This window comes from Kribbella sp. NPDC051770 (genome assembly GCF_040681455.1).
Classification (GTDB): domain Bacteria; phylum Actinomycetota; class Actinomycetes; order Propionibacteriales; family Kribbellaceae; genus Kribbella.
Window position 1 is genome coordinate 379,929 of record NZ_JBFAYT010000001.1, and the last position, 22,445, is coordinate 402,373.

Here is a 22,445-nt window from a genome sequence, read left to right on the forward strand (position 1 = left end):
AAGGTGGGTGTCACTGGCCCTGGCTCTGGGTGGTCGTCTTGTCCTTGCTGACGATGCTCTCGACGGCCTCGTCGTAGTTCTTGGCCGCTTCCTCCGGCGTCGACTGCTTGGTCATCACCGCTTCCATCGCGGTGATGATCTCGTTGGAGACCTTCGGGTACTCCGGCAGCGCCGGCCGGTACACGGTCACCGCCACCAGGTCGGTGAAGAACTGCGTCGACTTGGCCGAGGTCTTGTAGCCGGCGTCGGAGGCGACGTCCTTGCGGACCGCGATCTGGGCGCCGTCGGTGGCGTACTTGGTCGCGTTCTTCTGCGTCTGCAGGGTCTTGATGAAGTTCCAGGCGGCGTCGGGCGACTTCGACTTGGCCGGGATCGCCCAGGTCCAACCGCCGGAGAGGCTGACCTTGCCCTTGCCACTGCCGTCCTGGGTCGGCATCGCGGTCTGGCCGAGCACCTCGGACCACTGCGGCCACGGCTTGGCGCCGGTCTTCTGCCAGTTGTTGTACAGCCAGGAGCCGTCCAGCGCGATCGCCAGCTTGCCGTTCGGGAGCAGGTCGCTGCCGACCTTGTTGCCCCAGTTCGGGTCCAGCGACTGCTTCGGCTGCGGCGCGATGCCCTCGTCGAAGACGGTCTTGACGAAGTTCAGCGAGTCCTTGAAGCCCTGGCTGCCGACGACCCACTTCTGCTGGTCGAAGTTGTACAGGGTGTCCTTGGTGCCGTAGAGCAGCATCTCCATGCCCTGCATGGCCGAGGCCTCACCCATCGGCTTGCCCGAGTAGATGTTGAACGGGATGACCCCGGGCACCTTCTGCTTGATGGTGCGGGCCGCGCTGAGCACGTCGTCCCAGGTCTTCGGCTGCCAGTCGGCCGGCAGCCCGGCCTTGGCGAAGATCTCCTTGTTGTACCAGAGGGCGCGGGTGTCGGTGCCGTCCGGTACGCCGTACGTCTTGCCGTCCTGGCCCTTGGCCGCGCCCTTGGCGGTGTCCTCGAACTGGTTCCAGTCCGACCAGTCCTTGATGTAGTCGTCCAGCGGCTTCAGGTACCCCGCGGTGATGTCGGAGTTGATCAGGAAGGTGTCCTCGTAGACGATGTCGGGCGCCGTGTTCGGCGAGCGCATCATCAGCTGGAGCTTGGTGTAGTAGTCGTTCTCGCTGGCCACGATCGGCACGATCTCGACCTTCGAGCCGGGGTTGGCCGCCTCGTACTCGGTCTTGGCGCCGGTGAGGAAGTTCTTCATCACCGTGCCCGGACCCCACTGCTGGTAGGCGATCTTGATGTTCGCCGGGCCGGAGCTGGAACCAGCTGCTTCCGGCGTCTTGGTGGTCGATCCCTGACTGCAGGCCGAAACCCCCAGCAGGAGCGCGCCCACGGCGAGGACACCCGCCGTCTTGAAACCGTTCTTCATGACCATCACGTCCACCTTCGGGCAATCGTTGTCATCCCGGTACCACCGCTCAAACCCCGTGGGCTTTCCCGTGACCGTAGGAGTGTCAGACCAGTGAAGTCAATGGTTGACAGACAACGTTGTCGCCGTCCGGACGGACGGACGCGGTGACCGGGCCGTAACGATCCGATCACCGCATTCCCGTAGTTCAGACGGTAACGGGCGACGCCTCGTGACGGGCCTGTACGACGTGCCGCTGACCGCGGATCGAGCCGAGTCCGCAAAGAACCAGTCCGAGCACCAGCCAGCCGGTCAGCACGAGCAACGGCTGCGCGGCACCCGCTCCGTCGAAGAAGCTGACCGAGCGCAACGCCGTACCAGCGGCTCCCGGCGGGAGGAACTGGCCGAGCGTTCCCCAGCCGCCCGGCAGCATCTCCGGCGCGCTCGTCATCCCGGACAGCGGGTTGCCGAGCAGCATCATCGTGGCGGAGCCCAGGCCGAGCCCGGCCGCGCCGAGCAGCCACTCGAGACCCAGCAGGGTCAGGCTGATCGCGCCGATCGACATCGCGATCACGCCGGCGTTGGCCCAGTAGCTGCCCTCGAACGAGCCGAGCCAGAACTGCAGCACCGCGGTCAGCGCCAGCGCACCGGCGACGGCGAAGCCGAGCGCACCGACGATCCGGCTCCGGCCGGCCTTGGCGAAGTTGGTCAGCGCGGCGGCCGCGAGGATGCCCCCGAGCACCAGCGGCAACGCGCCCGCGGCCAGGCCCGCACCCCGCGGATCCTCAGCAGGCAAGGGAACCACGTCGGTCACCTTCGGTGCGGCGGCCGGGTTCTGCGCGGCCAGCTTGCCCGCGACCTGCGTGAGCAGCTGCGACACCACCGGACCGGCCGCCGACGCGGTCAGCACCTCGGGCGCGGCCTGGTCGAGCACGATCGCGCCGTACACGTCCCGGTCCTCGATGGCCTGTACGGCGGACGCCCGGTCGGCCACCGGCTCGATCGCGAAGCCACCCGGCATCGCCTGCTCCAGCGCGGCGCTGACCTGACCGACCGCCGCCTGCGGACCGGCGACGGCCAGCGGAACCTCGCGCGGTTCCGACCGCGCGGCCGGCCAGGCGAACGCGATCAGCAGCACCGTCAGCAGCGCGGTGAGCAGGGTGACGACGACGAGCACCGGCGGGCGGCGGCGTTCGGTGGTCTCGGACATGAGCTCTCTCCCCTAAAAACGAATGACCGTTCTTTTAGATGCTCCGAGCGTGACCCCTGGCCGGTCGAGTTGTCAAGAACGGACATTCGTTTTATGTTCGCGGTATGCCGAAGGTCACCGCGGAGCACCGGGTCGCCCGGCGCGAGCAGATCGTCACCGCCGCGCTCACCTGCGTGTCCGAGCACGGTTTCCACAAGACGACGATGGCCGACGTGATCCGCGAGTCCGGCCTGTCCGCGGGCGCGGTCTACGGCTACTTCCGGAGCAAGGACGAGATCATCGCGGCGATCGCCGACCAGGCGCTCGGCACCGTCGACGACCTGTTCGCCGAGATCCTGTCCACCGAGGAGCCGCTGACGCCGGCCGAGGCGATGCGCCGGGTGCTGGTGCACGTGGTGGCGATCGCCGAGCGGCCGGGCGGCGACATCACCCGGATCGGCCTGCAGGCCTGGGCCGAGGCGGTGCACAACCCGGCGATCGGGGCGATCGCCCGCGAGAAGTACAAGATGCTGCGCGGCCACTACCTGCGCGTCGTACGGCGTGCGCAGGCCGACGGCACGGTCGCGGCCGACGTCGACCCCGAGCACGTCGCGCAGGCCCTGTTCGGCCTGCTCCCCGGCTTCATCCTGCAGCGTCTGCTGCTCGGCGACGTCACCCCGGAGAGCTACTCCGCGGGCATCGACGCGCTGTTCGGGTCGTCGACTCCTCAGACCACCTGAAACTGAAAGATCCTCCGACTTCGCCACTGTGAGCGATTACAAGGTCACGGAGGGCTTGAGTCCTCAGACCTATCCGGTTAAGTTGTCCGAGGTTATTTCAAGTCTTGAACTTAGGGGGTCAGCCGCAGGGCCGGTGTACCGACGACGCTGGGGAGAGTCGTGCGATCAACCACAACTGCCGTGCGGTCGCGGGTCGGCCTGCCCTGGTACTGGGCCAGCCAGACCGCGAGTTTCACCGGGGACCGGCTGACCGGTTTCGCCGTCCCGACGATCGCGATCCTCACCCTCGACGCCAGCGAGGCGCAGGTCGGCGTCCTGTCCGCGCTGGGCTGGTTCGCCTACCCCGCGCTCGGCCTGGTCGCCGGTGCCGCGCTCGCCCACGTCCCTCGCCGCCGGGTGATGATCGCGGGCGAGCTGGTCCGCTTCGCCGCGTTCGCCAGCGTCCCGCTCGCCGCATTGGCCGGCTGGGTCAGCGTCCCGCAGCTGTGCGTCGTGGTCGCGCTCGCCGGCGCCGCGATGGTGTTCGTCGACATCGCCGGCCAGTCGTACCTGCCCGCTCTGGTCGAGCCCCGCGACCTGGTCGGCGCCAACGCCAAGCTGCAGAGCTCCGACAGCCTGTCCAAGCTCGTCGGCCCCGCGCTCGGCGGTCTCCTGCTCCGCACCACCACGCCGTACGCCGGTCTGCTGCTCTGCGCGTTCCCCTTCCTGGCTTCAGCTCTCGGCCGCACCCGCATCGCCGCTGTCGAGCCACCACCTGAGCCAGTGCGCGAGCCACTCCCCCACCGGATCCGCACCGGCTTCACCTTCGTCTGGCAGCACCAACTGCTGCGTCGCCTGGTCGGCGCAGCAGCGATCCGCAGCTTCGGCTCGGGCATGGTCGACGCCGTCCTGCTGCTGTTCGCGTACCGGGTGCTCGGCCTGTCCAGCCTCGCCGGAGGGCTGCTGATCGCCGCCGGATCGGTGGGCGGGCTGCTGGGCGCGTTCGTCGCCAACAGGCTCGCCGCGACCATCGGCGTACGGCGGACGCTCGTGCTGACCGGTGTGGAAGCCCTGTGCTGGCTGGCCGTTCCGCTGTGTCTGCTGAGCGCTCCGGCGCTCGCACTGGTCGCCATCCGGATCTGCGCCTCGGTCTGGCTGCCGGTGTGGAACGTCGTCACCACCAGCGTCCGTCAGGAGATCACCCCGGCCGCTCTGCAGAGCACCGTGCACGCCACCGCGCGCACGCTCACCTCGTCCACCGTGCCGCTCGGCGCGATCACCGGCGGCCTGGCCGGCGGCGTACTGAGTGCACAGCTCGGTACGGCGACCGGTCTGGTCCTCGTCCTCGCGACAGGAGGTGTGATCGCCGGAGCCAGCGCACTGCTCGTCGCCACAGCCACCCACCAGGAGGTCTGATGCGTCCCACCACCACCCGCACGCTGAACACCAAAGAGTTCGCCGACATCAAGCACACCGTGTCGATCCGCTCCAAGGCCCGGCGCAACCTGCTCGCGGACCCGTCGTACGCGGCACCGCTGCCGCAGGAGGTCAGCCTGCAGCTCACCTACCGCTGCAACCTGCGCTGCACGCACTGCTACCAGTGGAACGAGCAGGGGTTCTTCCGTGACTTCAGCGCGGTCAAGCAGAAGACGGAGCTCGACCTGGCGGTCGTCGAGGACGTGCTGCGGACCACCGCGCCGGTGCGCTCGAAGCTGTTCCTGTGGGGCGGCGAGCCGCTGATGCACACCAAGTTCAACGAGGTCGCCGCGCTGCTGGAGAAGTACCCGCGGACAGTGAACATGTGCACGAACGGCCTGCTGTTCAAGCGCAAGCTGGACGACCTGCTGCGGATCGGTGAGAACCTCAACCTGCTGGTCAGCCTGGACGGGCTCGGTGAGGACCACGAGGCGCTGCGCGGCCGCGGGACGTTCAAGCGCACGATGGAGAACATCCAGCTGATGCTGGACCTGAAGCGGTCCGGGCAGTGGGACGGCGAGCTGTCGCTGTCGTGCATGGTCAGCCACGTCACCGTGCACAAGATGTACGAGTTCATGGAGTGGGCCGAGGAGCTCGGCGTCAACACGGTCTACTTCCAGTTCCCCTGGTACATCAGCCCCGAGGTCGCCGAGTCGATGGACCGCCTGTACGAGAAGACGTTCTCCTGGCTGAACCCGAGTACCGACACGAAGAAGCCGACCTGGCACAGCTACACGTACCAGCTGCCCGAGGAGGAGCTGCCCGCGCTGCGTGACTCGATGGCGCGGCTGGCGTCGCGCGCCTGGAACGTCCGGCTGCGCTACCAGCCGCAGCTCGAGGAGGACGAGGTCACCGACTTCATCCTCGGCACGTCGCGGCCGGCCCAGCACCGCAGCAAGTGCCTCGCGGTCTCGAACCGGATGGAGGTGCACGCCGACGGCGCGGTCAGCTCGTGCAAGTTCTTCCCCGAGTTCGTGGTCGGCAACCTGTACGACCAGCCGGTCGGCGAGCTGTGGCAGAGCCAGTCGTTCCGCGAGGTCCGCCGGATCATGTCCGAGAACGGCATGATGCCGGTCTGCTCGAAGTGCATCCTCCTTTACCTGAACGGAGTCTGAGCATGACCGCTGTGATCGAGGACCGGGTCAAGATCGTCCTGGCCAAGGTGCTGGACAACGGGACGACCGCCGAGCAGATCGGTCCGGAGGCCGACCTGGTCGAGCAGTACGGGCTGGACTCGCTGCAGACGATCACGTTCCTGCTGGCGATCGAGGACGAGTTCGACCTGGAGCTGGACTACCCGCAGCTGCAGCTCGACGACCTGCGCTCGGTCCGCCAGTTCAGCGCGTTCGTGGCCCGACTGACCCAATGAGCGTCCGCTTCGGCACGTTCGACGCCGAGTCGTGGTGGCGGCCCGGCGATCTGGCACAGTTGCCGTCGATCGGCGGCGGCGACCCGTCGGTGGCCACGATGGACGAACTGCTGGCCGGCTTCTGCGCGCCTGGTGATCTGCTGATCACCAGGCGGGCGGTCGCCCCCGAGCTGCTGGCCGGCTACGGCGTCGACTTCGACTGTTTGCCGCTGGGTGCCCCGCTCTCCGGCCCGGTCGAGCAGCACCTCCCGCCACTCGACAACCAAGTACCAGCCCCCTACGCAGTCCTGTCCCCGCTCCCTTCCTTGCCCTCACCCGAGGTCGTTGCCCAGGTCAACTCCAAATCCTGGTCCAACGCCCTCGTGCTCGACCTCGGCCTCCCCGGCGCCGGCCGCGTCGTCCACTCCGCCGACGAGCTCGTCGCCGCCGTCACCGACCTCGACTTCCGCGCCCTGGTCAAGGACCCGTACGGCGTCTCCGGTCGCTCCCTCCTGGAGATCAGCACGCCCGGCGTCCTGCGCGCCGTCGAACGCGTCCTGCGCAAACAACCCGACAAACGCGTCGAGCTGATCGTCCAGCAGAAGTTCGCCAAGAAGCACGACTTCTCCGGGCACCTGTTGCTGGCCCGCGACGGCTCCTGGGAGTTCCTCGGTCTGCAGCAGATGACCAACAAGGGCTTCCGGCACTTCGGCTCCAGCCCGGCGCCGAGCGCTCTGATCGACGCAGGCTGGTACGCCGACTCGCTCGGCGACGTGGTCGCCGCGCTGCACGACGCCGGGTACTGGGGTCCGGTCGGTGTCGACGCGATGCTGCTCGACGACGACTCCGTCGTACCGGTGCTGGAGATCAACGCGCGGCAGTCGCTCGGCCTGCTCGCTCACCATCTGGGTCAACGCGGCTCGTTGCCTGCTCACCTGTGGCAACTCGAGCTGAACATTGCCGCGGGCAAGGGGATCCAGGACGTTCTGCACGCCCTTCGCGGCCTCCTGACGACCGGCGACCGACCCGGCGCGATGGTCCTCAACGGCACCCATCTCGCCGCACCCGGCGGCCGCGTGTACGTCGCGATCTTCTGCCCCGCCGGCGAGCTCACCCGCTGGCAGCACCGCCTGCTGGCCGCGGTCACCGCGGCCGGCCTGACTCCACGAGGAATGACCGATGCCGCTTGAGCTGGGCCTGATCGGTGCCACCGGGATCGCCGCCCGGACGATGATCGGCAAGGAGAGCGTCGACGTCCGGGCCGTCGCCGCCAGCGATCCCGTCCGGGCCAAGGAGTTCGCCGGCCGCTACGACATCCCGCTGGTCTACGAGAGCTACTCGGCGCTGCTCGCCGACCCGGCGATCGACGCCGTCTACATCTCGCTGCACAACTCCGCGCACCACCGCTGGGCGGTCCGCGCGGCCGTCGCAGGCAAGGACGTGATCGTCGAGAAGCCGCTCTGCCTGACCGCGGCCGAGGCCGAGGAGTTGTGCTTCGCCGCCGCGGACACGCGGGTGTTTGAGGCGGTCGCGACCGCTGGTCATCCGTGGCAGGCAACGGTTCGCGGGTTCGTCGAGGGCTCTGTTCACGGCGAACTGCGATCCGTCGAGAGCCGGATGACGTTCGCCGTCCCGGCCCCCGGTGGGTACCGCGACCGGCCCGACCTCGGCGGCGGCATCTTCTACGACTGCGCGAGCTACTGGCTGCAGGCGCTGCAGGCCACGACCGGGCTCGACGTCACGGCGTACGAGGGTCGCTCGGCCTTCGACGGGCCGAACGGTGTCGACCGCGACTTCACCGCGTCGTTGCGCTGGGCATCGGGTGCCGAGGCGAGGCTGACCTGCGCGGTCGGCGCGGACCACGTCGCCGAGCACCTGTTCACCTTCGAGCACGCGACGGTGAAGCTGCGCAACTTCCTCCGCCCGGTGCTCGGCGCCGTACCACTCAACCTGATCGTCACCCCGGCCGACGGCGACCGCGAGGTGATCGGCTTCCCACCGACCGCGTACTACGAGCAGCAGCTGGCGAGGATCCTGGCCGAGGACGGCGACGACCTGGAGGCCGCGCTGCCCCGCATCCAGCTGATGGAGGCGATCTACTCCGACGCCCTGTCCCGAAGGGAGAACCGGTGAAGCGCACGCTGGACCTCGCGGCGATCCACGCCCTGCTCGACCGGGCCGGCATCGCGCCGCACGAGCTGCACGCCCACGAGGAACTGACCGAGGGCACGTACAACACCGTCTACCGGCTGACCGTCGGCGAGCGGCAGCTCGTGCTCAAGGTCGCGCCGGACCCGGCGTCGCCCGGACTGACCTACGAGCAGGCACTGATCCGGACCGAGACCGAGTTCTACCAGGCCGCCCGCGGCAAGGCACCGGTCCCGGAGGTCGTGTACGCCGACGCCGAGCTGCTGCTGATGACCGCGTTGCCGGGGGCAACGATGTTGAGCGTCGGTGCGGCGCGTACGGCGTACCGGCGGGAACTGGGCGCGATCGTGCGGAACCTGCACGAGGTGGTCGGTGCGGACGGGTTCGGGTATCCGCAGCGCGGGCTGGTGGCGACGTGGGCGGTGGCGTTCCAGCGGATGCTGGACGACGTGCTGGCCGATGCCGAGCGCTACGGCGTCGAGGTGCCGGCCGGGGTCACGCGACAGCTGGGGCTTGATCGCTTCGAGCTGCTGAACCGGGTGCGGACGCCGCGGCTGGTGCACTTCGATCTGTGGGACGGGAACATCCTCGTCGACGGTGGGCGGATCAGCGGGCTGATCGACGGGGAGCGCGCGTTCTGGGGGGATCCGGTCGCGGAGTTCGTGTCGCTGACGCTGTTCAGCTCGGTCGACGACGAGTTGCTCGTGGGGTACGGCAGTGACATCGATCGGGAGTTGCTGTCGCTGTACCGGGTGTACCTGTACCTGATCATGCTGGTCGAGCGCACACCGCGCGGCGACGACGACCCGGGCATGCTCAAGCTGATCCAGAAGCACCTGGCGAAGGAGCTGAGCGTCCTTTGATCGAGATCCTCACCTCGGGTGTTGCTCTGGGTGTCCACGTCCCTGGTCTGTTGCTCGCCGACCGGATCCGCGAGCAGGGCGGTCAACCCGGCGTCTCTGTGTTGGAGCGCCTGATGTCCGCCGAGACCTTGGCGACCACAGCCCGCTCGAAGCAGGCCTTCCACCGCGACTTCCGCGTCGCCCTCGCCGGCCAGCAGCTCGCCCGCAACGCCTCCGTCTCCACAGAGCTTGCTGCAGTCGACCAGCTCTTCACCGACTGGCATGAGCGCGGTGTGACCCGCTTCGTCGTCCTCTCCGGCTTCTGGCTCGACCTGCTCGACCAGTACGTCGCCCGCTACGGCCCTGTCCCCGTCGACATCTGCCACGTCGACTCGGTCCAGTCCCCCTCGTTCGACAAGGCTGGAGCGAGCACGTTGCCGGTCCGCCACGTCTGGCTGGCCGACGCTCGCAGCGGCACGCTCCCCTGCAGCATCCCGGTCACCCGTGACGCTCCCCTGGCCTGGCCCGCCCGCGACCACCGCCTGCTGGTCCACGGCGGCGGCTGGGGCATGGGCACCTACCGCGAGCACGCTGCCGAGCTGCTCGCCGCCGGCTTCTCGCTGGACGTGGTCGCCTATGAGCAGCAGGACCTCTCCACCGACGGCGTCCGCTACTTCATGATCGACCCCGACTGGCACCCCTGGCTCGACGACGGCTACCCGCCCTTCGCCGAGGCAGGCGCTCCCTTCGTCCAGCGCACCGGCCACCACGGCTCCTTCGACCTCTGCCGCCAAGCACTGGCGACCGTCAGCAAACCCGGCGGCGGCACGCTGCTCGACTCCCTCTGGTCAGCAACACCTCTGGTCCTGCTGGAGCCGTTCGGTCCCCACGAACAACGCAACGCAGACCTGTGGATCTCGCTGGGCTACGGCATCGCCTATGAGGACTGGCAACGCAAGGACTACTCGCTCGACGTACTGGAGGAGCTGCACGCAGCTCTACTCACAGCTGACGTCCCCGACTACTCCAGGGCCTTGCTGTGAAGACATCCCTCTGGCAGACCTTCGCCCTGGAGCTGGACGCCCGCCGCCCGGGCTTCGCACTCGGCCCCTGGTTCACCATGAACGCCCAGCTCGCCCTCGACGGCCCTGTCGATGCCGACCGCCTGGCTGCTGCCTTCCACACCCTCCAGCAACGCCACGACGTACTCCGCACCGTGGTCCCTGTCGGCGTCCACGACTTTCCCACCGCCGCGCTGGAGCTGGTGGCCGAGCCCGCCCTGCACGTCCCCGTGCCTGTGGAAGCTCCAGTACGCCTCCAGCTCTCCAGCGAGCACCTGACGATGCACCTGCACCACCTGATCTCCGACCCCGCCACCCTCTGGCTGACCCTCACCGAACTAGCCGCCCTGTACTCCGGCGCGGAGCTACCGCCACCACCCCAGTACGCCGACTACGTGCTCGACGAAACCGAACAGGTCATCCGGCATGCTCCTGCAGCCGGCACCTGGTGGCAGTCGCAGGTCACCAACGCCAAGCTGTGCCCACAACCCTCCTCCTCCGCTTCCCCTGCCTTCGCGTACCGCAGCGACCTCCTCTCCCCCACCGAGCTCTCCCACGTCGACCAGCTCACCCGCACCCACCGCAGCACCGCCCTGGTCACCCTCCTCGCCGCACTAGCTGCAGCAACGAACCCCTCCGAGGGCGACACCCTCCTCTTCAACACCCTGTTCAGCAAACGCGACCGCCCGGCCTGGCAACAGGTTCTCGGTCCCTGCATCGTCCCCTCGGTCCTCGCCGTCCCCCGCTCCACCGGCGCCCTCCCGGCCGACGTACCGGCCATGCGCGACGCAGTGGTCAACTGCAGCCGCTACGCCCGCTTCCCGGTGCTCTCGCTGGAGGTGCCGAGCCGAACTCCGTTCTTCGAGTACGTCCCCCAGCAATGGCCCACCCCCTACTCCTTCGGCACCACCCAAGCCACCGTCGTCGGAGCAGCCGGCCCGAAGGACACCGGCCTGGCCGACACTCTGGCGATCCGCATGCGCCCCACGACAACCGGCGTACTGACCGGGCACTTCAGCGGTGACGGCACCGACTGGACCGAGCAGCACGTGTCCGCACTAGTCGACGACTTCCGCGCCTACCTCCTGGGGTAGGCCTAGCACCACTCCGACCGGCGGCCCAGCTCCCTGGGGCGCGCCGCCCGATCTTCCTAGCGTTGAGCCCATGAAGCGCAAGCAGGAAACACTCCAGAGGTCGTCGAACTCCGTCGTGCTGTCCGACGTCCGCCGCGTCTACGGCAAGGGCGCCGGCGCGGTCGTCGCGCTCGACGGGATCAGCATCAGCTTCGCCCGGGGCACGTTCACCGCGGTGATGGGCCCGTCCGGGTCCGGTAAGAGCACCTTCCTGCACTGCGCCGCCGGGCTCGACCGGCCGACGTCCGGGTCGGTCGCGATCGACGACCAGCCGCTGGCTGGGCTCAGCGAGCGGAAGCTCACCGAGCTACGCCGCGAGCGGATCGGATTCGTCTTCCAGTCCTTCAACCTGCTGCCCGCGCTGACCGTCTGGCAGAACGTCACGCTCCCGCAGGAGCTGGACGGCCGGCGTCCGCACCGGCACTCGGTCGAGGAGGTGCTCGAACGAGTCGGCCTCGCGGACCGGCACAAGCACCGCCCGGGCGAGCTGTCCGGTGGTCAGCAGCAGCGCGTCGCGATCGCGCGGGCGCTGGTCGCGCGGCCGGCGGTGATCTTCGCCGACGAACCCACCGGCGCGTTGGACACGCAGACCGCGGCCGACGTACTCGAACTGCTCCGCGAACCAGTCCGCAGCCAGGGCCAGACCGTCGTCATGGTCACCCACGACCCGGTCGCGGCGTCGTACGCCGACCAGGTCGTCTTCCTCGCCGACGGCAAGCTGGCCGGCAGCCTGGTCGCCCCGACGGCCGAGCAGGTCGCCGAACGCCTCACTCACCTCGGCGCCCGCTCCCGCGCCCACGGTCTGGCGGTCGCGCGATGATGAAGCTCGCCGTCCGCACTCTGCGCTTCCGCAAGGGCGGTTTCGTCGCCACCTTCGTCGCCGTCGTCTTCGGTACGGCGATCGTCCTGGCCTGCGGCGGCCTGATGGAGACCGGCATCCGCTCCAACGTCCCCGCCACCCGCTTCGCCACCGCCGACCTGGTCGTCACCGGCCCCGACTCGCACCTCCGCCCCGGCCGCGAAGACGCCACTCCCCTGACGGAGCAGACCGGTGTCGCCGCCGACCTGGCTCCCAAGCTCCGCGCGATCCCCGGCGTGAAGGAGGTCATCGGCGACCTGAGCTTCGCAACGCCGATCCAGCTCACCGCGCCCTCCTCCCGCCCGACCGGCGCTGACACGTTCCTCCCCGCCGAAGGCCACTCCTGGGCCTCCGCCCGCCTCACGCCGTACAAGCTCACCTCAGGCGCCCCACCAACGCGCCCCAACGACGTCGTCGTCGACACCTCCACCGCCCGCTCCGCCAACCTCCGCGTCGGCTCCAAGATCACCCTCCTCACCAACGGCGCCCCCACCACCTACACCGTCCGCGGCCTCGCCGACGGCCCCGCCGGCCACACCTTCTTCTCCTCCCCCGAGGCCCCCCGCCTCGCCAACACCCCCGGCACCTTCGCCTCCCTCGCCCTGATCGTTGCCCCCGGCACCGATCTCGGCACCGTCAAGGACGCCGTCGAGGAACAGGGCGACCTCACCGTCCGCACCGGCGCCGACCGCGGCCTCGCCGAGCACCCCGACGCCGCCCAGTTCCAGGAGGCCCTGATCGCCGTCGCCGGCTCCTTCGGCGGCATCGCCACCCTGACGATGATGTTCGTCGTCGCCTCCACCCTCGCCCTGGCCGCGCAGCACCGCGAACGCGAGTTCGCCCTGCTCCGCAGCATCGGCACCACCCCCGGCCAGGTCCGCCGGATGATCCTCGGCGAGTCACTGCTCGTCTCGATCCCCGCAGTCCTGGTCGGCATCATCCCCGGCTTCCTGCTCGGCCGTTTCCTCTTCGACCAGCTCGCCGAGCACGGCGTCGCGTCGCCGTACGTCGAGTTCCACCAGGGCTGGATCCCGTTCGCCGCCGGCGCGGGTGCCGCGGTCCTGGCCGCGATCGGCGCCGCCCTGATCGCCGCCCGCAAGTCGGCGAAGATCAAGCCCGTCGAGGCGCTCGTCGAGGCCGGCCTGCAGCGCAAGTGGTTCACCTGGACCCGCGCGATCCTCGGTGTGCTGTCGCTCGGCGGCGCGATCGCGCTGATGATCGTCACCGCGACGGTGATGACCGGCCCGCTCGCCGCCGCGACCGCCGGTCCGGCCGTGCTGTGCTGGGCGATCGGCATCGCGCTGCTCGGCCCGTTCTGGACGAAGCTCACGCTGGCCCTGATCCGCTGGCCCCTGTACGCCGTCAGCCGCGTCAACGGCCGCCTCGCGATCGTCAACGTGACCGCCCGGTCGGTCGCGATGTCCGCCGCGGTGATGCCGGTGATGCTCGCCGTCGGCATCTCGACCGCGAACCTGTACATGCAGACCACGTCCGTGCACGCCACCGAACAGGCCTTCACCAAGGACCTCAGGGCCGACGCGGTCCTCGTCTCCAGCACCGGCACCGGCCTCCCGGCGTCGCTGCTCGACGACGTCCGCAAGGTCCCCGGCGTCGCCGGCGCCTCGGCGTACGTGACGAGCCTCGGCGCGGTCGACGCACCCCGCAAGGCACCCTTCGCCGAGGACGGCGCACCGCTGATCGGCGTCAGCGCGCAGGGCGTGGACGGCCCGGCTCCGGTCCGGATCACCTCGGGCTCGCTCGAGAACCTGACCGGTTCGACGATCGCCGTCCCCGACCGCATGGTCGAGAAGACCGGTGAAGGCCTCGGCTCGACGGTCAAGCTGACCCTCGGCGACGGCACTCCCGCCGACCTCCGCGTCGTGGCCACCTTCGCCGCCGAACGCGGTTACGAATCCCTGGTCCTGCCGGCCGAACTGCTCGCGAAGCACACCACCGGTCGGTTGGCGCCGCAGATCCTCGTCCGCTACTCCCCCGGCGCCGACCCCGCCGCCGCCCTCGCGGCGACGGCCGCGCGGCACCCCGGCGTACAGGTCGCCGGTCGGGACGCTCTGATCGAGAGCAACCGCGCCGACGCGCAGACCCAGGCGTGGGTGAACTACCTGCTGGTCGGCCTTCTGATCGGCTACACCGCGGTCTCGGTCGTCAACACGCTCGCCTCGTCGACCATCCGCCGCCGGCGCGAGTTCGCCCTGCAGCGGCTGACCGGCTCGACCCGAGGTCAGGTCCTCCGGATGCTCACCACGGAGAGCACGCTCATCACCGCGACCGGAGTCATCCTCGGCACGGTGGTCGCCGTGGCCACGCTGGTCCCGTTCAGCGCCAAGCTCTCCGGCTCGGCGATCCCGCACGGCCCCTGGTCCATCTACCTGGTCATCGTCGCCGCGGCCGCAGCGCTCACCTACTTGTCGACGCTGATCCCGGCCACCGGCGTACTGCGTACCAGTCCCGCGGAAACGACTTCGCGACCGGACTGAGTAGAGGACAGAACCTGACCGCTTTGAGGAGGAGAGTCTTACTCAGCAAAGGCTCTCCTCCTTCGACGTCAGGACTTCTCGCGATGACCTCCACCGCTTACACCACCCTCGCCCCCTGGGTCGTCACCGACGACACCGGCGCCCTGCTCGACTTCGTCACCAAGGTCTTCGACGGCGAGGAGCTCGCCCGCGTGCAGACCGAGGACGGCCTGATCGACCACGCCGAGATCCGCGTCGGCGACACCGTCCTGCTCGCCTTCGACCGCCGCCCCGACTGGCCCTCGATGCCGTCCCTGCTGCGCATCTTCGTCCCCGACGCCGACGCCGCGTTCGCCCGCGCGGTCGAGGCCGGCGCCCGGATCGTCACCGACCTGTCCACCGCCGCCTGGGGCGACCGCGGCGGCCGCATCCGCGACCCCTGGGGCAACATCTGGTGGGTGGTCGCCCACGTCGAGGACGTCCCCGCCGAGGAGGTCGGCGCCCGGATGGCCGATCCCCGGTACGCCGAAGCGATGCAGATCGCCCAAGCGACCTTCGACGCCGAGATGACCGGCAACCCCGGCCGGTCTTCGCGCCCGGTGCTCTGACGTTCTATCTCCCCGGGGTGGGTTCGGCGATCGGCTGGAGAGCGATCGTCGTCGCCTGCACGATCCCCGCGTTCTGCCGGATCCACCCCGCCAGCACCACCTGCAGGTCCTCCAGCTCCCGCTCCTCCAGGATCACCCCCGGCACCGGCACACTCGCTCCCAGCTCCGCCAGCACCGGCCGCAGGTGCTGGTCCGCGAGCAGCTTGTGCGAAGGCGCCGCCGACACCGTCACCGGTACGACGACCGCCCCCGCGAGCGCCTCCGGCCGCAGTACGTCGAGGAAGCTCTTCAGCAGCCCGGTGTAGCTGCCCTTGTAAACCGGAGTCGCCACCACCACCAGCGAAGCCGACGACACCAGCTCCACCGCACTCTCCAGCGCCGCCCGCTCCTCCTCGCGGGCCGCATCCCCCTGGAAGATCGCCGGCGCGAACGTCACCAGATCCACCAGCTCGTCCAACCGGTACGGCGTACCGAGCTCAGAACTCAGCAGCTCGGCAACCGAGGCGGCAGCCGCCGCCGTCCGCGACCCGGCGCGCGGATTACCCACGACGGTCACCACGGACTGCGGCCACACCGGCGGATCAGGAACAACACGCGGCTCGAAGGCGACTGACGGCATCAGGGATCTCCAGCGGTTCGGCAGTGAGACCCCGAGCGTAGCCAAAGTCCAGCGGGCTACTGGACTTTCTCAGAATCCGAACGTTTCGCCTTCACCTTGACAACCACGAACCAGGTCACCGCGGCCACCGCGGCCGCGATCACGACGTACTGGAAGACGCCGACCGACGACTCCACCAGGTGCCACTTCTCACCCAGCGCGTACCCGGCGACGATCAGCGCCGAGTTCCAGATCAGGCTGCCGAGCGACGTCAGCCCGAGGAACAGCGGCACCGACATCCGCTCCACTCCGGCCGGCACCGAGATCAGGCTGCGCACGACCGGCACCACCCGCCCGATCAGCACCGCCTTCGGCCCGTGCTTGGCGAACCACTGCTCGGCCTTGTCGACGTCCTCGATCTTCATCAGCGGCAGCCGCGCGGCCAGCGCCCTGGTCCGGTCGCGGCCGAGCACACCGCCGACGCCGTACAGCGCGAGCGCGCCGACGACCGAGCCGAGCGTGGTGAAGAGGATCGCGCTGATCAGCCCGAGATCACCGCGGTTGGCCGCGAAACCCGCCAGCGGCAGGATCACCTCGCTGGGCAGTGGCGGGAAGAGATTCTCCAGCGCCACCGCGAGGCCCGCGCCGGGAGCCCCCAGTTTCTCCATCATGTCGATGGCCCATCCGGCCACCCCACCGGTCGGTTCCTGCGTCGCTTGCAGCGCGGTCATCATCACCTGGTTCGTCGAGTTCATGGCGTCGACGCTAGGTCCGCGAACACTGCCCGCGCCCTGTGGTCGACCGTCGTAATTGCTCGGCTTTTCCACAGTACAGACCTGTGGAAAACCACAGTCTCCGATCGTCCGGTTCCCACTAGCCTGGTGCGTATGCAGGCCATCGATCCCCGCACTCCACTGCGGAACTCCACGTCCTTCGGGCAGAGCGCGCCGGCCTGGCGCGCGCCGCTGCTCGGGCGAAGCCTGCGCACTCTGGCCGGCGTCACCCTCGGCGCGCTGCTCGCTCTTGCCGAGCTGGTGTTCCTCGTCGGCTGCGGGCTCGGCCTGGTCCCGATCGTCGCCGTCCCGCGCTCGCGGCGGGCGGTGCTCGGCCTCACCCATCGTTGCGCCCGGCAACTCGCCGGCCTGGAGCGGCGACGGCTCGCCGCGTTCCACGACGTCCACGACCTCGGCCCGTACGGCGCACGCCAAGCCTTCGGGTACGTCGCCCGCCGCTGGCCGCTCGGCCTCTTCGGCGGACTGGTCGTGCTGGTGCTCGTCTTCGGCCTGGCCGTCGCCGGGTCGATGTTGTCCGCCTGGATCTTCGGCGGCACGTGGGGCTTCATCGAGGAGGACGGCGGCAGGGTCAGTACGGCGACGATCGCCGTCGCGGCGATCCCCGGCCTGGTCCTGCTCTACCTGAACGTGATGGGCATCGCCGGCGTCAGCCAGCTCGACGCCGCGCTCGCCCGGCGACATCTGACGCCGTCGACCGAGGACGTGCTGGCCCAGCGGGTCTCCGAGCTGACCCTGAGCCGCACCGAGGTCGTCCAGGTGGTCAACGACGAACGCCGCCGGATCGAGCGCGACCTGCACGACGGCGTACAGCAACGCCTGGTCGCGCTCGGCCTGCTGCTCAGCCGAGCCCGCCGCTCCCGCGACCCCGACCGCGCGGCCGACCTGGTCCGCCAAGCGCATGAGGAATCCGAGCAAGCGCTGGCGGATCTCCGCGATGTCGCGTGGCGCGTCTACCCGACCGTGCTCGACCAGCTGGGCCTGGAGGATGTCGTCAGAGTGCTGGCCGAACGCTCCAGCATCCCGGTCACGTTGTCGTACGACCTGCCCACCCGTCCCCCGGCGCCGGTCGAGACCGCCGTGTACTTCGTCATCTCCGAAGCACTCACCAACGCCACCAAGCACTCAGGAGCAGAGCGCATCAGAATCACCGTCCAGGCAACCGCGCCCGCCGCAGCCTTCGGCTTCACCCCGGCCACCGAGCCGACCTCGGTCGTCGTGACCGTCACCGACGACGGCCGCGGTGGCGCCGACCCCCGCGGCCGCGGCCTCACCGGCCTGGCCGGCCGGGTCGCCGCCTACGACGGCACCTTCACCATCGACAGCCCACCCGGCGGTCCGACCACGATCCGGGCGGAGCTGCCATGCGAGTGATGCTGGCCGACGACACCACCCTGCTCCGCCAGGGCCTGGTCCTGCTGCTCGAAGAGGAAGGCCACGAGGTCCCCGCCGCAGTCGGCGACGGAGACTCCCTGGTCGCCGCCGTCCGCACCGCCGCCGAAGCCGGTGAAGCGCCGGACATCGTCGTGGTCGACGTCCGAATGCCCCCGACCCACACCGACGAAGGCCTCCGCGCAGCGCTGACCATCCGCACCGAATGGCCGTCCGTCAGCGTGCTCGTCCTGTCGCAGTACGTCGAGAAGTCCTACGCCACCCAGCTCATCACCTCCGGCCAGGAAGGCTTCGGCTACCTGCTCAAGGACCGGGTGATGCGCGTCGAGGAGTTCCTGGAAGCCCTGGACCGGGTCGGCAACGGCGGAGTCGCCTTCGACCCCGACGTCGTCCGCCAACTCCTGGCCCGCACCACCCACACCGACCCACTCAGCAAACTCACCCCCCGCGAACACGAGGTCCTCGCCAAGATGGCCGAAGGCCACAACAACCGGGGCATCGCCGAAAAGCTCTTCATCTCCCAGAGCGCCGTGGAAAAACACGTCTGGTCGATCTTCGACAAGCTCTCCCTGCCAGAACACCCCAACTACAACCGCCGAAGCCTCGCCATCGCGACGTACCTCACCAACTAGCTCCGCGAAAGCCCGTCGGCGCTGCGAGCCGCCTTCTCCTAAGGTTGTCGGGTGGAGTACTCCGATGAGCTCATCCCTGAGCATGTTCGCGGGCTTGGATATCTGGGTCCTGAGCTGGTGGCGATCGGTATGCAGGGGGCAGTGTTTCGCGTTGGGGGCGGGAAGGTGGCGAAGGTCTGGTTTCATTCGCCGCGCGCTGAGCTCGAGCGGCTGCAGCGGTTGTACGCCGAGGTGCGGTTGGCGTTTCGTACTCCGGAGATCGTGGAGATTCACCAAGGGCCGCGGTGGGTTGTCAGCGTTGAGGTCGAGCTGCCGGGCCGGCCGTTGCACGAGGTGGCGCCGGAGTTTGGTCAGGCTGGGTGGACTGCGGGGCGCGACTGTGTGATCGAGGTGGTCGCAGAGCTTGCCGCGGCACCGGCGCCTCCGGCGTTGTTCGCGATGAGTGTGCTGGACGAGAGTGAGCCGTTTCGACGACCGCAGCAGGGGTGGACGGAGGCGCTCGGGGAGCTTCTCGTGCGGCGGGTGGCGACGTACGGCGATCAGCTCGAGCGCCTGGTCGACGACTTCGGGAACAGACTTGATTGCCTTCAGCAACGGCTGAAGGGGCTGACGGAGGCCGGTCAGCTCGTTCACGGTGATGTGACCGCTGGGAACATCCTGGTCGACGACGATCTTCGGCCGCTGAGCGTGATCGACTTCGGATTGCTCAGCATGCCGGGCGATCCCGTGTTCGACGCCGCGAGTGCGGCAGCGCTGTACGCGCTCTGGTCGCCGGAGACTCGGGCGATCGAGGCCGACTTCGACGTGGCGATCACCGAACGGCTCGGGTACGACGCCGACGACTTGCTGACCTATCGGGCGGTGCACGCCTTGCTGGTCGGGAACGCGCACGACGCCGACCCGTTCGGGCGCGACTCCGGGGTGCCGCTGACCGCGACGTTGCTCAACGATCCGTTGTACGCCGACTTCCTCAGCTGAGCTGCGTCATCACGTACGTTCGCCCGCTCAAAAGCTGCAGCAGGGCGCTGATCGGGCCGTGGAGCTCGTCGCCTTCGCCGGCGGACCAGGTGATGTCGGTCGCGATCAGGCGGGTGCCGGCCAGGCGCTTGCGTGCCTTGAAGGGGAACGGCTTCGACCAGATCCTCTCCGCGGCGGCCCGCGCGGCTTCCGGGGGCATCGCGACGGTGATGCCGAGCGGGACGGCGATGTCCTGGGTGTGGATCAGTACGTCGAGCAGCGGATCAGCCGGCACCGTCCCCAGCGGATGACGCCGTGAGCCCGCGAAGCGGTGGTACTGGGCGACGATCTCCTCAGGCTCGTACGCCGCCCCGGCGCGGCGGGCCTCCTCGTAGACGAAGCGGTTGAAATCCCCGCGCGCCCGCGCCATCCCGACGATCACCGGCAGCACCTTCGCCTGCGGGGACGAGATCACATGGGCGGCGACGTCCTTCACCGTCCATCCCGGGCAGATCGACGGCGTCGCCCACTGCTCCGCGGTCAACCCCGCGAGCAGTTCGGCCAGGCTCGCGCGCTCGGTGTCGACGTACCGCCAGATCTCCTCGGTCCGCACCGCACCCACCACCCAACTGGTCAGCCTCTCTGATCAAATTAGACAGCCTCTCTGACCATCGGTCAAGATGTCGGTATGGCGGACGAGCTGAATCTCGGGTTGCTGCTGTTCATCCCCTACCGCGCGCTGGAGACCCGCGTCTTCGACGCGCTCGCCGCGGCCGGGTACGACGACTTCACCCCGGCGCAGGCGCGCATCTTCCAGCGCATCGGCCCGAACGGCACCCGCCTCACCGAGCTGGCCGAACAGGCCCAGGTCACCAAGCAGACCGCGGGGTTCCTCGTCGACCAGCTCGAACGCGCCGGCTACGTACGCCGTACGCCGGACCCCAGCGACGCCCGCGCCCGGCTGGTCCAGATCTCCCCACGGGGCCGCAAGACCATCCCCATCGCCGCAGCCGCAGTCGCCGAAGTCGAAGCCGAGTGGACCGCCCACCTCGGCCCCACCCGCACCAAGCAACTCCGCCAGGCCCTCACGAGCCTCCGCGAGATCACCGACCCGTACGCGTAGAGGCGGATCAGGGGAATCGGTACTCGAGGTCGATCCCACCGCTGAAGCGCCGGCGTGAAGCATGTCAACTATCTAGTTGGTTTAGAGGAAACGAGTTATATTCCTCGTATGGCAACTACGTTCGAGGTGCTCGCGGAGCCGCGGCGGCGGGAGATCCTCGACCTGTTGCGGGACGGCGAACGGCCGGTCGGCGAGCTGGTGGACGCGCTCGAGCTGAGCCAGCCGGCGGTGTCGAAGCACCTGAAGGTGCTGCGCGACGCCGGGCTGGTCGAAGTCCGCCAGGACGCCCAGCGGCGGTGGTACCGGCTCCGGCCCGCGCCGCTGGCCGAGGTCGACGCCTGGCTCACGCCGTACCGGGACCTGTGGCGCGACCGCCTGAACGCACTCGAGGCGCACCTCGACACGATGGACGAGGTGCGCCCCGAGCAACCGAACTAGTACGCCGGGCTAGTGCGCCTCGGCGAGGTCGAACACGTTGCCCTCCGGATCCACCAGCGTGATCCAGTGCGTCCCGTACTCGTTGAACTCCCCCTCCCGCTTCGCCCCGAGCGCGACGATGCGATCGACGTCGGCGGCCCAGTCACCGCTGCCGAGGTCGAGGTGCAGCCGGTTCTTCACGCCGGACGGCTTCTCCGGAACCTGCAGGAACATCATCGCCGGACCGCCGCCGGAGCGGTTCACGGTCGCCATGAATTCATTGCCGCCGGCATCGACCTCGGTCTGGAAGACCCCGGCCCAGAAGGCGGCCTGGGCCTGGACGTCGGCGCAGTCGACGGCGAGCTGCTCGAAGGTGACGGGCATGGTTCAACCTCTCGTTGGGAGCTGCTGGATCGGCCAGCAGAGCTCGGTCTGGAACGTGCTGGAATCGGTGCTGTCGCCCGGCCCGACGACGTACAGCTCACGGACCGGTCCGGGCGCGATCTCGCAGAACTCGGCGACATGGCTGCCGAGTGCGCCGTACGCGCGGTCGAGCTCCTCGAAGGAGCCGCGGTGCAGCGCGACGGCGAACAGCCCGGCCGGGAGGTCGATCAGGTCGACGCTCTCGTCGGCCGGCTGGTCGGGAGCGACGGGCAGGAACGCGGTCACCTCACCGGCTTCGTCGGCGAAGAACTCGTCGCTGTACGCCGCCCCCGGTACGGCGCTGATGCCGTACCGCCCGGCCAGCGCGCCGAGGCGGGTGAACACGTTCTCGCACCACGCGGAAATGTCGTCGCGATGGACGCGCTCGCGCACGCCGTACGCGCGGAACGCGGGCACGAAGCGGTACTCGACCGGGAGCTCGGTAGGCGCCAGGGTCAGCATCGAGCGCAGCGAGGCGACGGCCTGCTGGGTGCGGACCAGCTCGCGTTCCATCTGGACGAGATGGAGACGGACCGCCTCGTCACGGGTCGCGATGTCAGGAGCGTCGATCACCGCGCGGACCTGGGCCAGCGGCATCTGCAGCTCGCGGAGCCGGCGGATCAGCTGGGCGGTCGGGACCTGCGCGATCTCGTACCGGCGGTAGCCGGAGCTCGGGTCGACGAGCGCGGGCGCGAGCAGGTCGATGTCGTGGTAGTGGTGCAGCGTCTTCACGCTGAGATGGGTCAGCCGGGAGAACTCCCCGATGGTCACCGAAGCCGTCATGTCCCACACCTTGCACCCTCCGGCCACCGGAGGGTCAACCCAGCACAGACCGGCCGCAGCCCACAGGTGGGTGCGGCCGGTCCGGGCG

At 69.3% G+C, this 22,445-nt stretch carries 24 protein-coding genes; 17 read left to right on the forward strand and 7 right to left on the reverse strand.

Going from position 1 to position 22,445, the window contains the following annotated elements:
* Window positions 1-10: 10 nt before the first annotated feature.
* Both AB0M01_RS01840 and AB0M01_RS01845 read right to left on the reverse strand, forming a co-directional pair.
* Window positions 11-1,405, reverse strand: coding sequence for an extracellular solute-binding protein (locus AB0M01_RS01840; protein ID WP_363664950.1), 1,395 nt, complete (start codon window positions 1,403-1,405; stop codon window positions 11-13).
* Window positions 1,406-1,592: 187 nt separating this feature from the next.
* Window positions 1,593-2,594, reverse strand: coding sequence for a hypothetical protein (locus tag AB0M01_RS01845; protein WP_363664951.1), 1,002 nt, complete (start codon window positions 2,592-2,594; stop codon window positions 1,593-1,595).
* A gap of 104 nt (window positions 2,595-2,698) precedes the next feature.
* On the opposite strand from AB0M01_RS01845, the gene AB0M01_RS01850 reads away from it, so the two are divergent.
* From AB0M01_RS01850 to AB0M01_RS01905, 12 genes are all read left to right on the forward strand, one after another.
* On the forward strand, window positions 2,699-3,313 hold the full coding sequence (locus AB0M01_RS01850; RefSeq protein ID WP_363664952.1) for a TetR/AcrR family transcriptional regulator: 615 nt from the start codon (window positions 2,699-2,701) through the stop codon (window positions 3,311-3,313).
* 159 nt (window positions 3,314-3,472) lie between these two features.
* A complete protein-coding gene (locus tag AB0M01_RS01855) occupies window positions 3,473-4,708 on the forward strand; it encodes an MFS transporter (protein WP_363664953.1) in 1,236 nt (411 codons plus the stop codon).
* Window positions 4,708-5,883 carry a radical SAM protein gene (locus AB0M01_RS01860; RefSeq protein ID WP_363664954.1) on the forward strand — a complete coding sequence of 392 codons (1,176 nt, stop codon included), beginning with the start codon at window positions 4,708-4,710 and terminating at the stop codon, window positions 5,881-5,883. Before AB0M01_RS01855 ends, AB0M01_RS01860 begins: the two co-directional genes overlap by 1 nt.
* Window positions 5,884-5,885: 2 nt before the next feature.
* On the forward strand, window positions 5,886-6,137 hold the full coding sequence (locus AB0M01_RS01865; protein WP_363664955.1) for an acyl carrier protein: 252 nt from the start codon (window positions 5,886-5,888) through the stop codon (window positions 6,135-6,137).
* Window positions 6,134-7,306, forward strand: a complete 1,173-nt coding sequence (locus AB0M01_RS01870; protein WP_363664956.1) for a hypothetical protein — start codon at window positions 6,134-6,136, stop codon at window positions 7,304-7,306. The genes AB0M01_RS01865 and AB0M01_RS01870 overlap by 4 nt, the downstream gene beginning before the upstream one ends.
* Window positions 7,296-8,249 (forward strand): Gfo/Idh/MocA family oxidoreductase, encoded by a 954-nt coding sequence (locus AB0M01_RS01875; protein ID WP_363664957.1) that lies wholly within the window; start codon window positions 7,296-7,298, stop codon window positions 8,247-8,249. The genes AB0M01_RS01870 and AB0M01_RS01875 overlap by 11 nt, the downstream gene beginning before the upstream one ends.
* Window positions 8,246-9,127, forward strand: a complete 882-nt coding sequence (locus AB0M01_RS01880) for an aminoglycoside phosphotransferase family protein (RefSeq protein WP_363664958.1) — start codon at window positions 8,246-8,248, stop codon at window positions 9,125-9,127. The genes AB0M01_RS01875 and AB0M01_RS01880 overlap by 4 nt, the downstream gene beginning before the upstream one ends.
* Before the next feature lie 113 nt (window positions 9,128-9,240).
* Window positions 9,241-10,149, forward strand: coding sequence for a hypothetical protein (locus AB0M01_RS01885; protein ID WP_363664959.1), 909 nt, complete (start codon window positions 9,241-9,243; stop codon window positions 10,147-10,149).
* Entirely contained in the window at window positions 10,146-11,261 is a 1,116-nt protein-coding gene (locus AB0M01_RS01890) for a condensation domain-containing protein (protein WP_363664960.1), read from the forward strand. The genes AB0M01_RS01885 and AB0M01_RS01890 overlap by 4 nt, the downstream gene beginning before the upstream one ends.
* Before the next feature lie 70 nt (window positions 11,262-11,331).
* Window positions 11,332-12,120, forward strand: coding sequence for an ABC transporter ATP-binding protein (locus tag AB0M01_RS01895; RefSeq protein ID WP_363664961.1), 789 nt, complete (start codon window positions 11,332-11,334; stop codon window positions 12,118-12,120).
* A complete protein-coding gene (locus tag AB0M01_RS01900; protein WP_363664962.1) occupies window positions 12,117-14,654 on the forward strand; it encodes an FtsX-like permease family protein in 2,538 nt (845 codons plus the stop codon). The genes AB0M01_RS01895 and AB0M01_RS01900 overlap by 4 nt, the downstream gene beginning before the upstream one ends.
* Before the next feature lie 83 nt (window positions 14,655-14,737).
* A complete protein-coding gene (locus AB0M01_RS01905; protein WP_363664963.1) occupies window positions 14,738-15,241 on the forward strand; it encodes a VOC family protein in 504 nt (167 codons plus the stop codon).
* Window positions 15,242-15,245: 4 nt separating this feature from the next.
* Here the strand turns inward: AB0M01_RS01905 and AB0M01_RS01910 are convergent, their stop codons facing one another.
* Window positions 15,246-15,860: an NAD(P)H-dependent oxidoreductase gene (locus AB0M01_RS01910; RefSeq protein WP_363664964.1), complete on the reverse strand. Its 615-nt coding sequence runs from the start codon at window positions 15,858-15,860 to the stop codon at window positions 15,246-15,248.
* Window positions 15,861-15,916: 56 nt separating this feature from the next.
* Window positions 15,917-16,594 carry a DedA family protein gene (locus AB0M01_RS01915; protein ID WP_363664965.1) on the reverse strand — a complete coding sequence of 226 codons (678 nt, stop codon included), beginning with the start codon at window positions 16,592-16,594 and terminating at the stop codon, window positions 15,917-15,919.
* 132 nt (window positions 16,595-16,726) lie between these two features.
* Here AB0M01_RS01915 and AB0M01_RS01920 point away from each other — a divergent pair, with 132 nt between their 5' ends.
* The 3 genes from AB0M01_RS01920 to AB0M01_RS01930 all read left to right on the forward strand — a co-directional run bounded on the left by AB0M01_RS01920 (window position 16,727) and on the right by AB0M01_RS01930 (window position 19,632).
* The gene (locus AB0M01_RS01920) at window positions 16,727-18,004 is read left to right on the forward strand and encodes a histidine kinase (RefSeq protein WP_363664966.1); all 1,278 of its coding nucleotides are present in this window, start codon (window positions 16,727-16,729) and stop codon (window positions 18,002-18,004) included.
* The gene (locus AB0M01_RS01925; RefSeq protein ID WP_363664967.1) at window positions 17,995-18,654 is read left to right on the forward strand and encodes a response regulator transcription factor; all 660 of its coding nucleotides are present in this window, start codon (window positions 17,995-17,997) and stop codon (window positions 18,652-18,654) included. The genes AB0M01_RS01920 and AB0M01_RS01925 overlap by 10 nt, the downstream gene beginning before the upstream one ends.
* Window positions 18,655-18,783: 129 nt before the next feature.
* On the forward strand, window positions 18,784-19,632 hold the full coding sequence (locus AB0M01_RS01930) for a phosphotransferase (protein ID WP_363664968.1): 849 nt from the start codon (window positions 18,784-18,786) through the stop codon (window positions 19,630-19,632).
* Here AB0M01_RS01930 and AB0M01_RS01935 read toward each other — a convergent pair.
* The gene (locus tag AB0M01_RS01935; RefSeq protein ID WP_363664969.1) at window positions 19,625-20,224 is read right to left on the reverse strand and encodes a maleylpyruvate isomerase family mycothiol-dependent enzyme; all 600 of its coding nucleotides are present in this window, start codon (window positions 20,222-20,224) and stop codon (window positions 19,625-19,627) included. The genes AB0M01_RS01930 and AB0M01_RS01935 overlap by 8 nt on opposite strands.
* 75 nt (window positions 20,225-20,299) lie before the next feature.
* On the opposite strand from AB0M01_RS01935, the gene AB0M01_RS01940 reads away from it, so the two are divergent.
* The gene (locus AB0M01_RS01940; RefSeq protein WP_363664970.1) at window positions 20,300-20,734 is read left to right on the forward strand and encodes a MarR family transcriptional regulator; all 435 of its coding nucleotides are present in this window, start codon (window positions 20,300-20,302) and stop codon (window positions 20,732-20,734) included.
* A gap of 108 nt (window positions 20,735-20,842) precedes the next feature.
* Complete coding sequence (locus AB0M01_RS01945; RefSeq protein ID WP_363664971.1) at window positions 20,843-21,172, forward strand: metalloregulator ArsR/SmtB family transcription factor; 330 nt, start codon at window positions 20,843-20,845, stop codon at window positions 21,170-21,172.
* Between the two features lie 9 nt (window positions 21,173-21,181).
* Here AB0M01_RS01945 and AB0M01_RS01950 read toward each other — a convergent pair whose 3' ends face one another.
* Window positions 21,182-21,535 carry a VOC family protein gene (locus AB0M01_RS01950; protein WP_363664972.1) on the reverse strand — a complete coding sequence of 118 codons (354 nt, stop codon included), beginning with the start codon at window positions 21,533-21,535 and terminating at the stop codon, window positions 21,182-21,184.
* Window positions 21,536-21,538: 3 nt separating this feature from the next.
* Complete coding sequence (locus tag AB0M01_RS01955) at window positions 21,539-22,357, reverse strand: MerR family transcriptional regulator (protein ID WP_363664973.1); 819 nt, start codon at window positions 22,355-22,357, stop codon at window positions 21,539-21,541.
* Window positions 22,358-22,445: the final 88 nt, after the last annotated feature.

Coding starts and splice junctions, on each gene's coding strand:
- AB0M01_RS01850 (WP_363664952.1), top strand. CDS start 2,699: ATGCCGAAGGTCACCGCGGAGCACCGGGTCGCCCGGCGCGAGCAGATC.
- AB0M01_RS01895 (WP_363664961.1), top strand. CDS start 11,332: ATGAAGCGCAAGCAGGAAACACTCCAGAGGTCGTCGAACTCCGTCGTG.
- AB0M01_RS01885 (WP_363664959.1), top strand. CDS start 9,241: ATGTCCGCCGAGACCTTGGCGACCACAGCCCGCTCGAAGCAGGCCTTC.
- AB0M01_RS01915 (WP_363664965.1), bottom strand. CDS start 16,594: ATGAACTCGACGAACCAGGTGATGATGACCGCGCTGCAAGCGACGCAG.
- AB0M01_RS01860 (WP_363664954.1), top strand. CDS start 4,708: ATGCGTCCCACCACCACCCGCACGCTGAACACCAAAGAGTTCGCCGAC.
- AB0M01_RS01930 (WP_363664968.1), top strand. CDS start 18,784: ATGCAGGGGGCAGTGTTTCGCGTTGGGGGCGGGAAGGTGGCGAAGGTC.
- AB0M01_RS01925 (WP_363664967.1), top strand. CDS start 17,995: ATGCGAGTGATGCTGGCCGACGACACCACCCTGCTCCGCCAGGGCCTG.
- AB0M01_RS01905 (WP_363664963.1), top strand. CDS start 14,738: ATGACCTCCACCGCTTACACCACCCTCGCCCCCTGGGTCGTCACCGAC.
- AB0M01_RS01920 (WP_363664966.1), top strand. CDS start 16,727: ATGCAGGCCATCGATCCCCGCACTCCACTGCGGAACTCCACGTCCTTC.
- AB0M01_RS01840 (WP_363664950.1), bottom strand. CDS start 1,405: ATGAAGAACGGTTTCAAGACGGCGGGTGTCCTCGCCGTGGGCGCGCTC.
- AB0M01_RS01845 (WP_363664951.1), bottom strand. CDS start 2,594: ATGTCCGAGACCACCGAACGCCGCCGCCCGCCGGTGCTCGTCGTCGTC.
- AB0M01_RS01945 (WP_363664971.1), top strand. CDS start 20,843: ATGGCAACTACGTTCGAGGTGCTCGCGGAGCCGCGGCGGCGGGAGATC.
- AB0M01_RS01870 (WP_363664956.1), top strand. CDS start 6,134: ATGAGCGTCCGCTTCGGCACGTTCGACGCCGAGTCGTGGTGGCGGCCC.
- AB0M01_RS01940 (WP_363664970.1), top strand. CDS start 20,300: ATGGCGGACGAGCTGAATCTCGGGTTGCTGCTGTTCATCCCCTACCGC.
- AB0M01_RS01950 (WP_363664972.1), bottom strand. CDS start 21,535: ATGCCCGTCACCTTCGAGCAGCTCGCCGTCGACTGCGCCGACGTCCAG.
- AB0M01_RS01900 (WP_363664962.1), top strand. CDS start 12,117: ATGATGAAGCTCGCCGTCCGCACTCTGCGCTTCCGCAAGGGCGGTTTC.
- AB0M01_RS01955 (WP_363664973.1), bottom strand. CDS start 22,357: ATGACGGCTTCGGTGACCATCGGGGAGTTCTCCCGGCTGACCCATCTC.
- AB0M01_RS01865 (WP_363664955.1), top strand. CDS start 5,886: ATGACCGCTGTGATCGAGGACCGGGTCAAGATCGTCCTGGCCAAGGTG.
- AB0M01_RS01910 (WP_363664964.1), bottom strand. CDS start 15,860: ATGCCGTCAGTCGCCTTCGAGCCGCGTGTTGTTCCTGATCCGCCGGTG.
- AB0M01_RS01875 (WP_363664957.1), top strand. CDS start 7,296: ATGCCGCTTGAGCTGGGCCTGATCGGTGCCACCGGGATCGCCGCCCGG.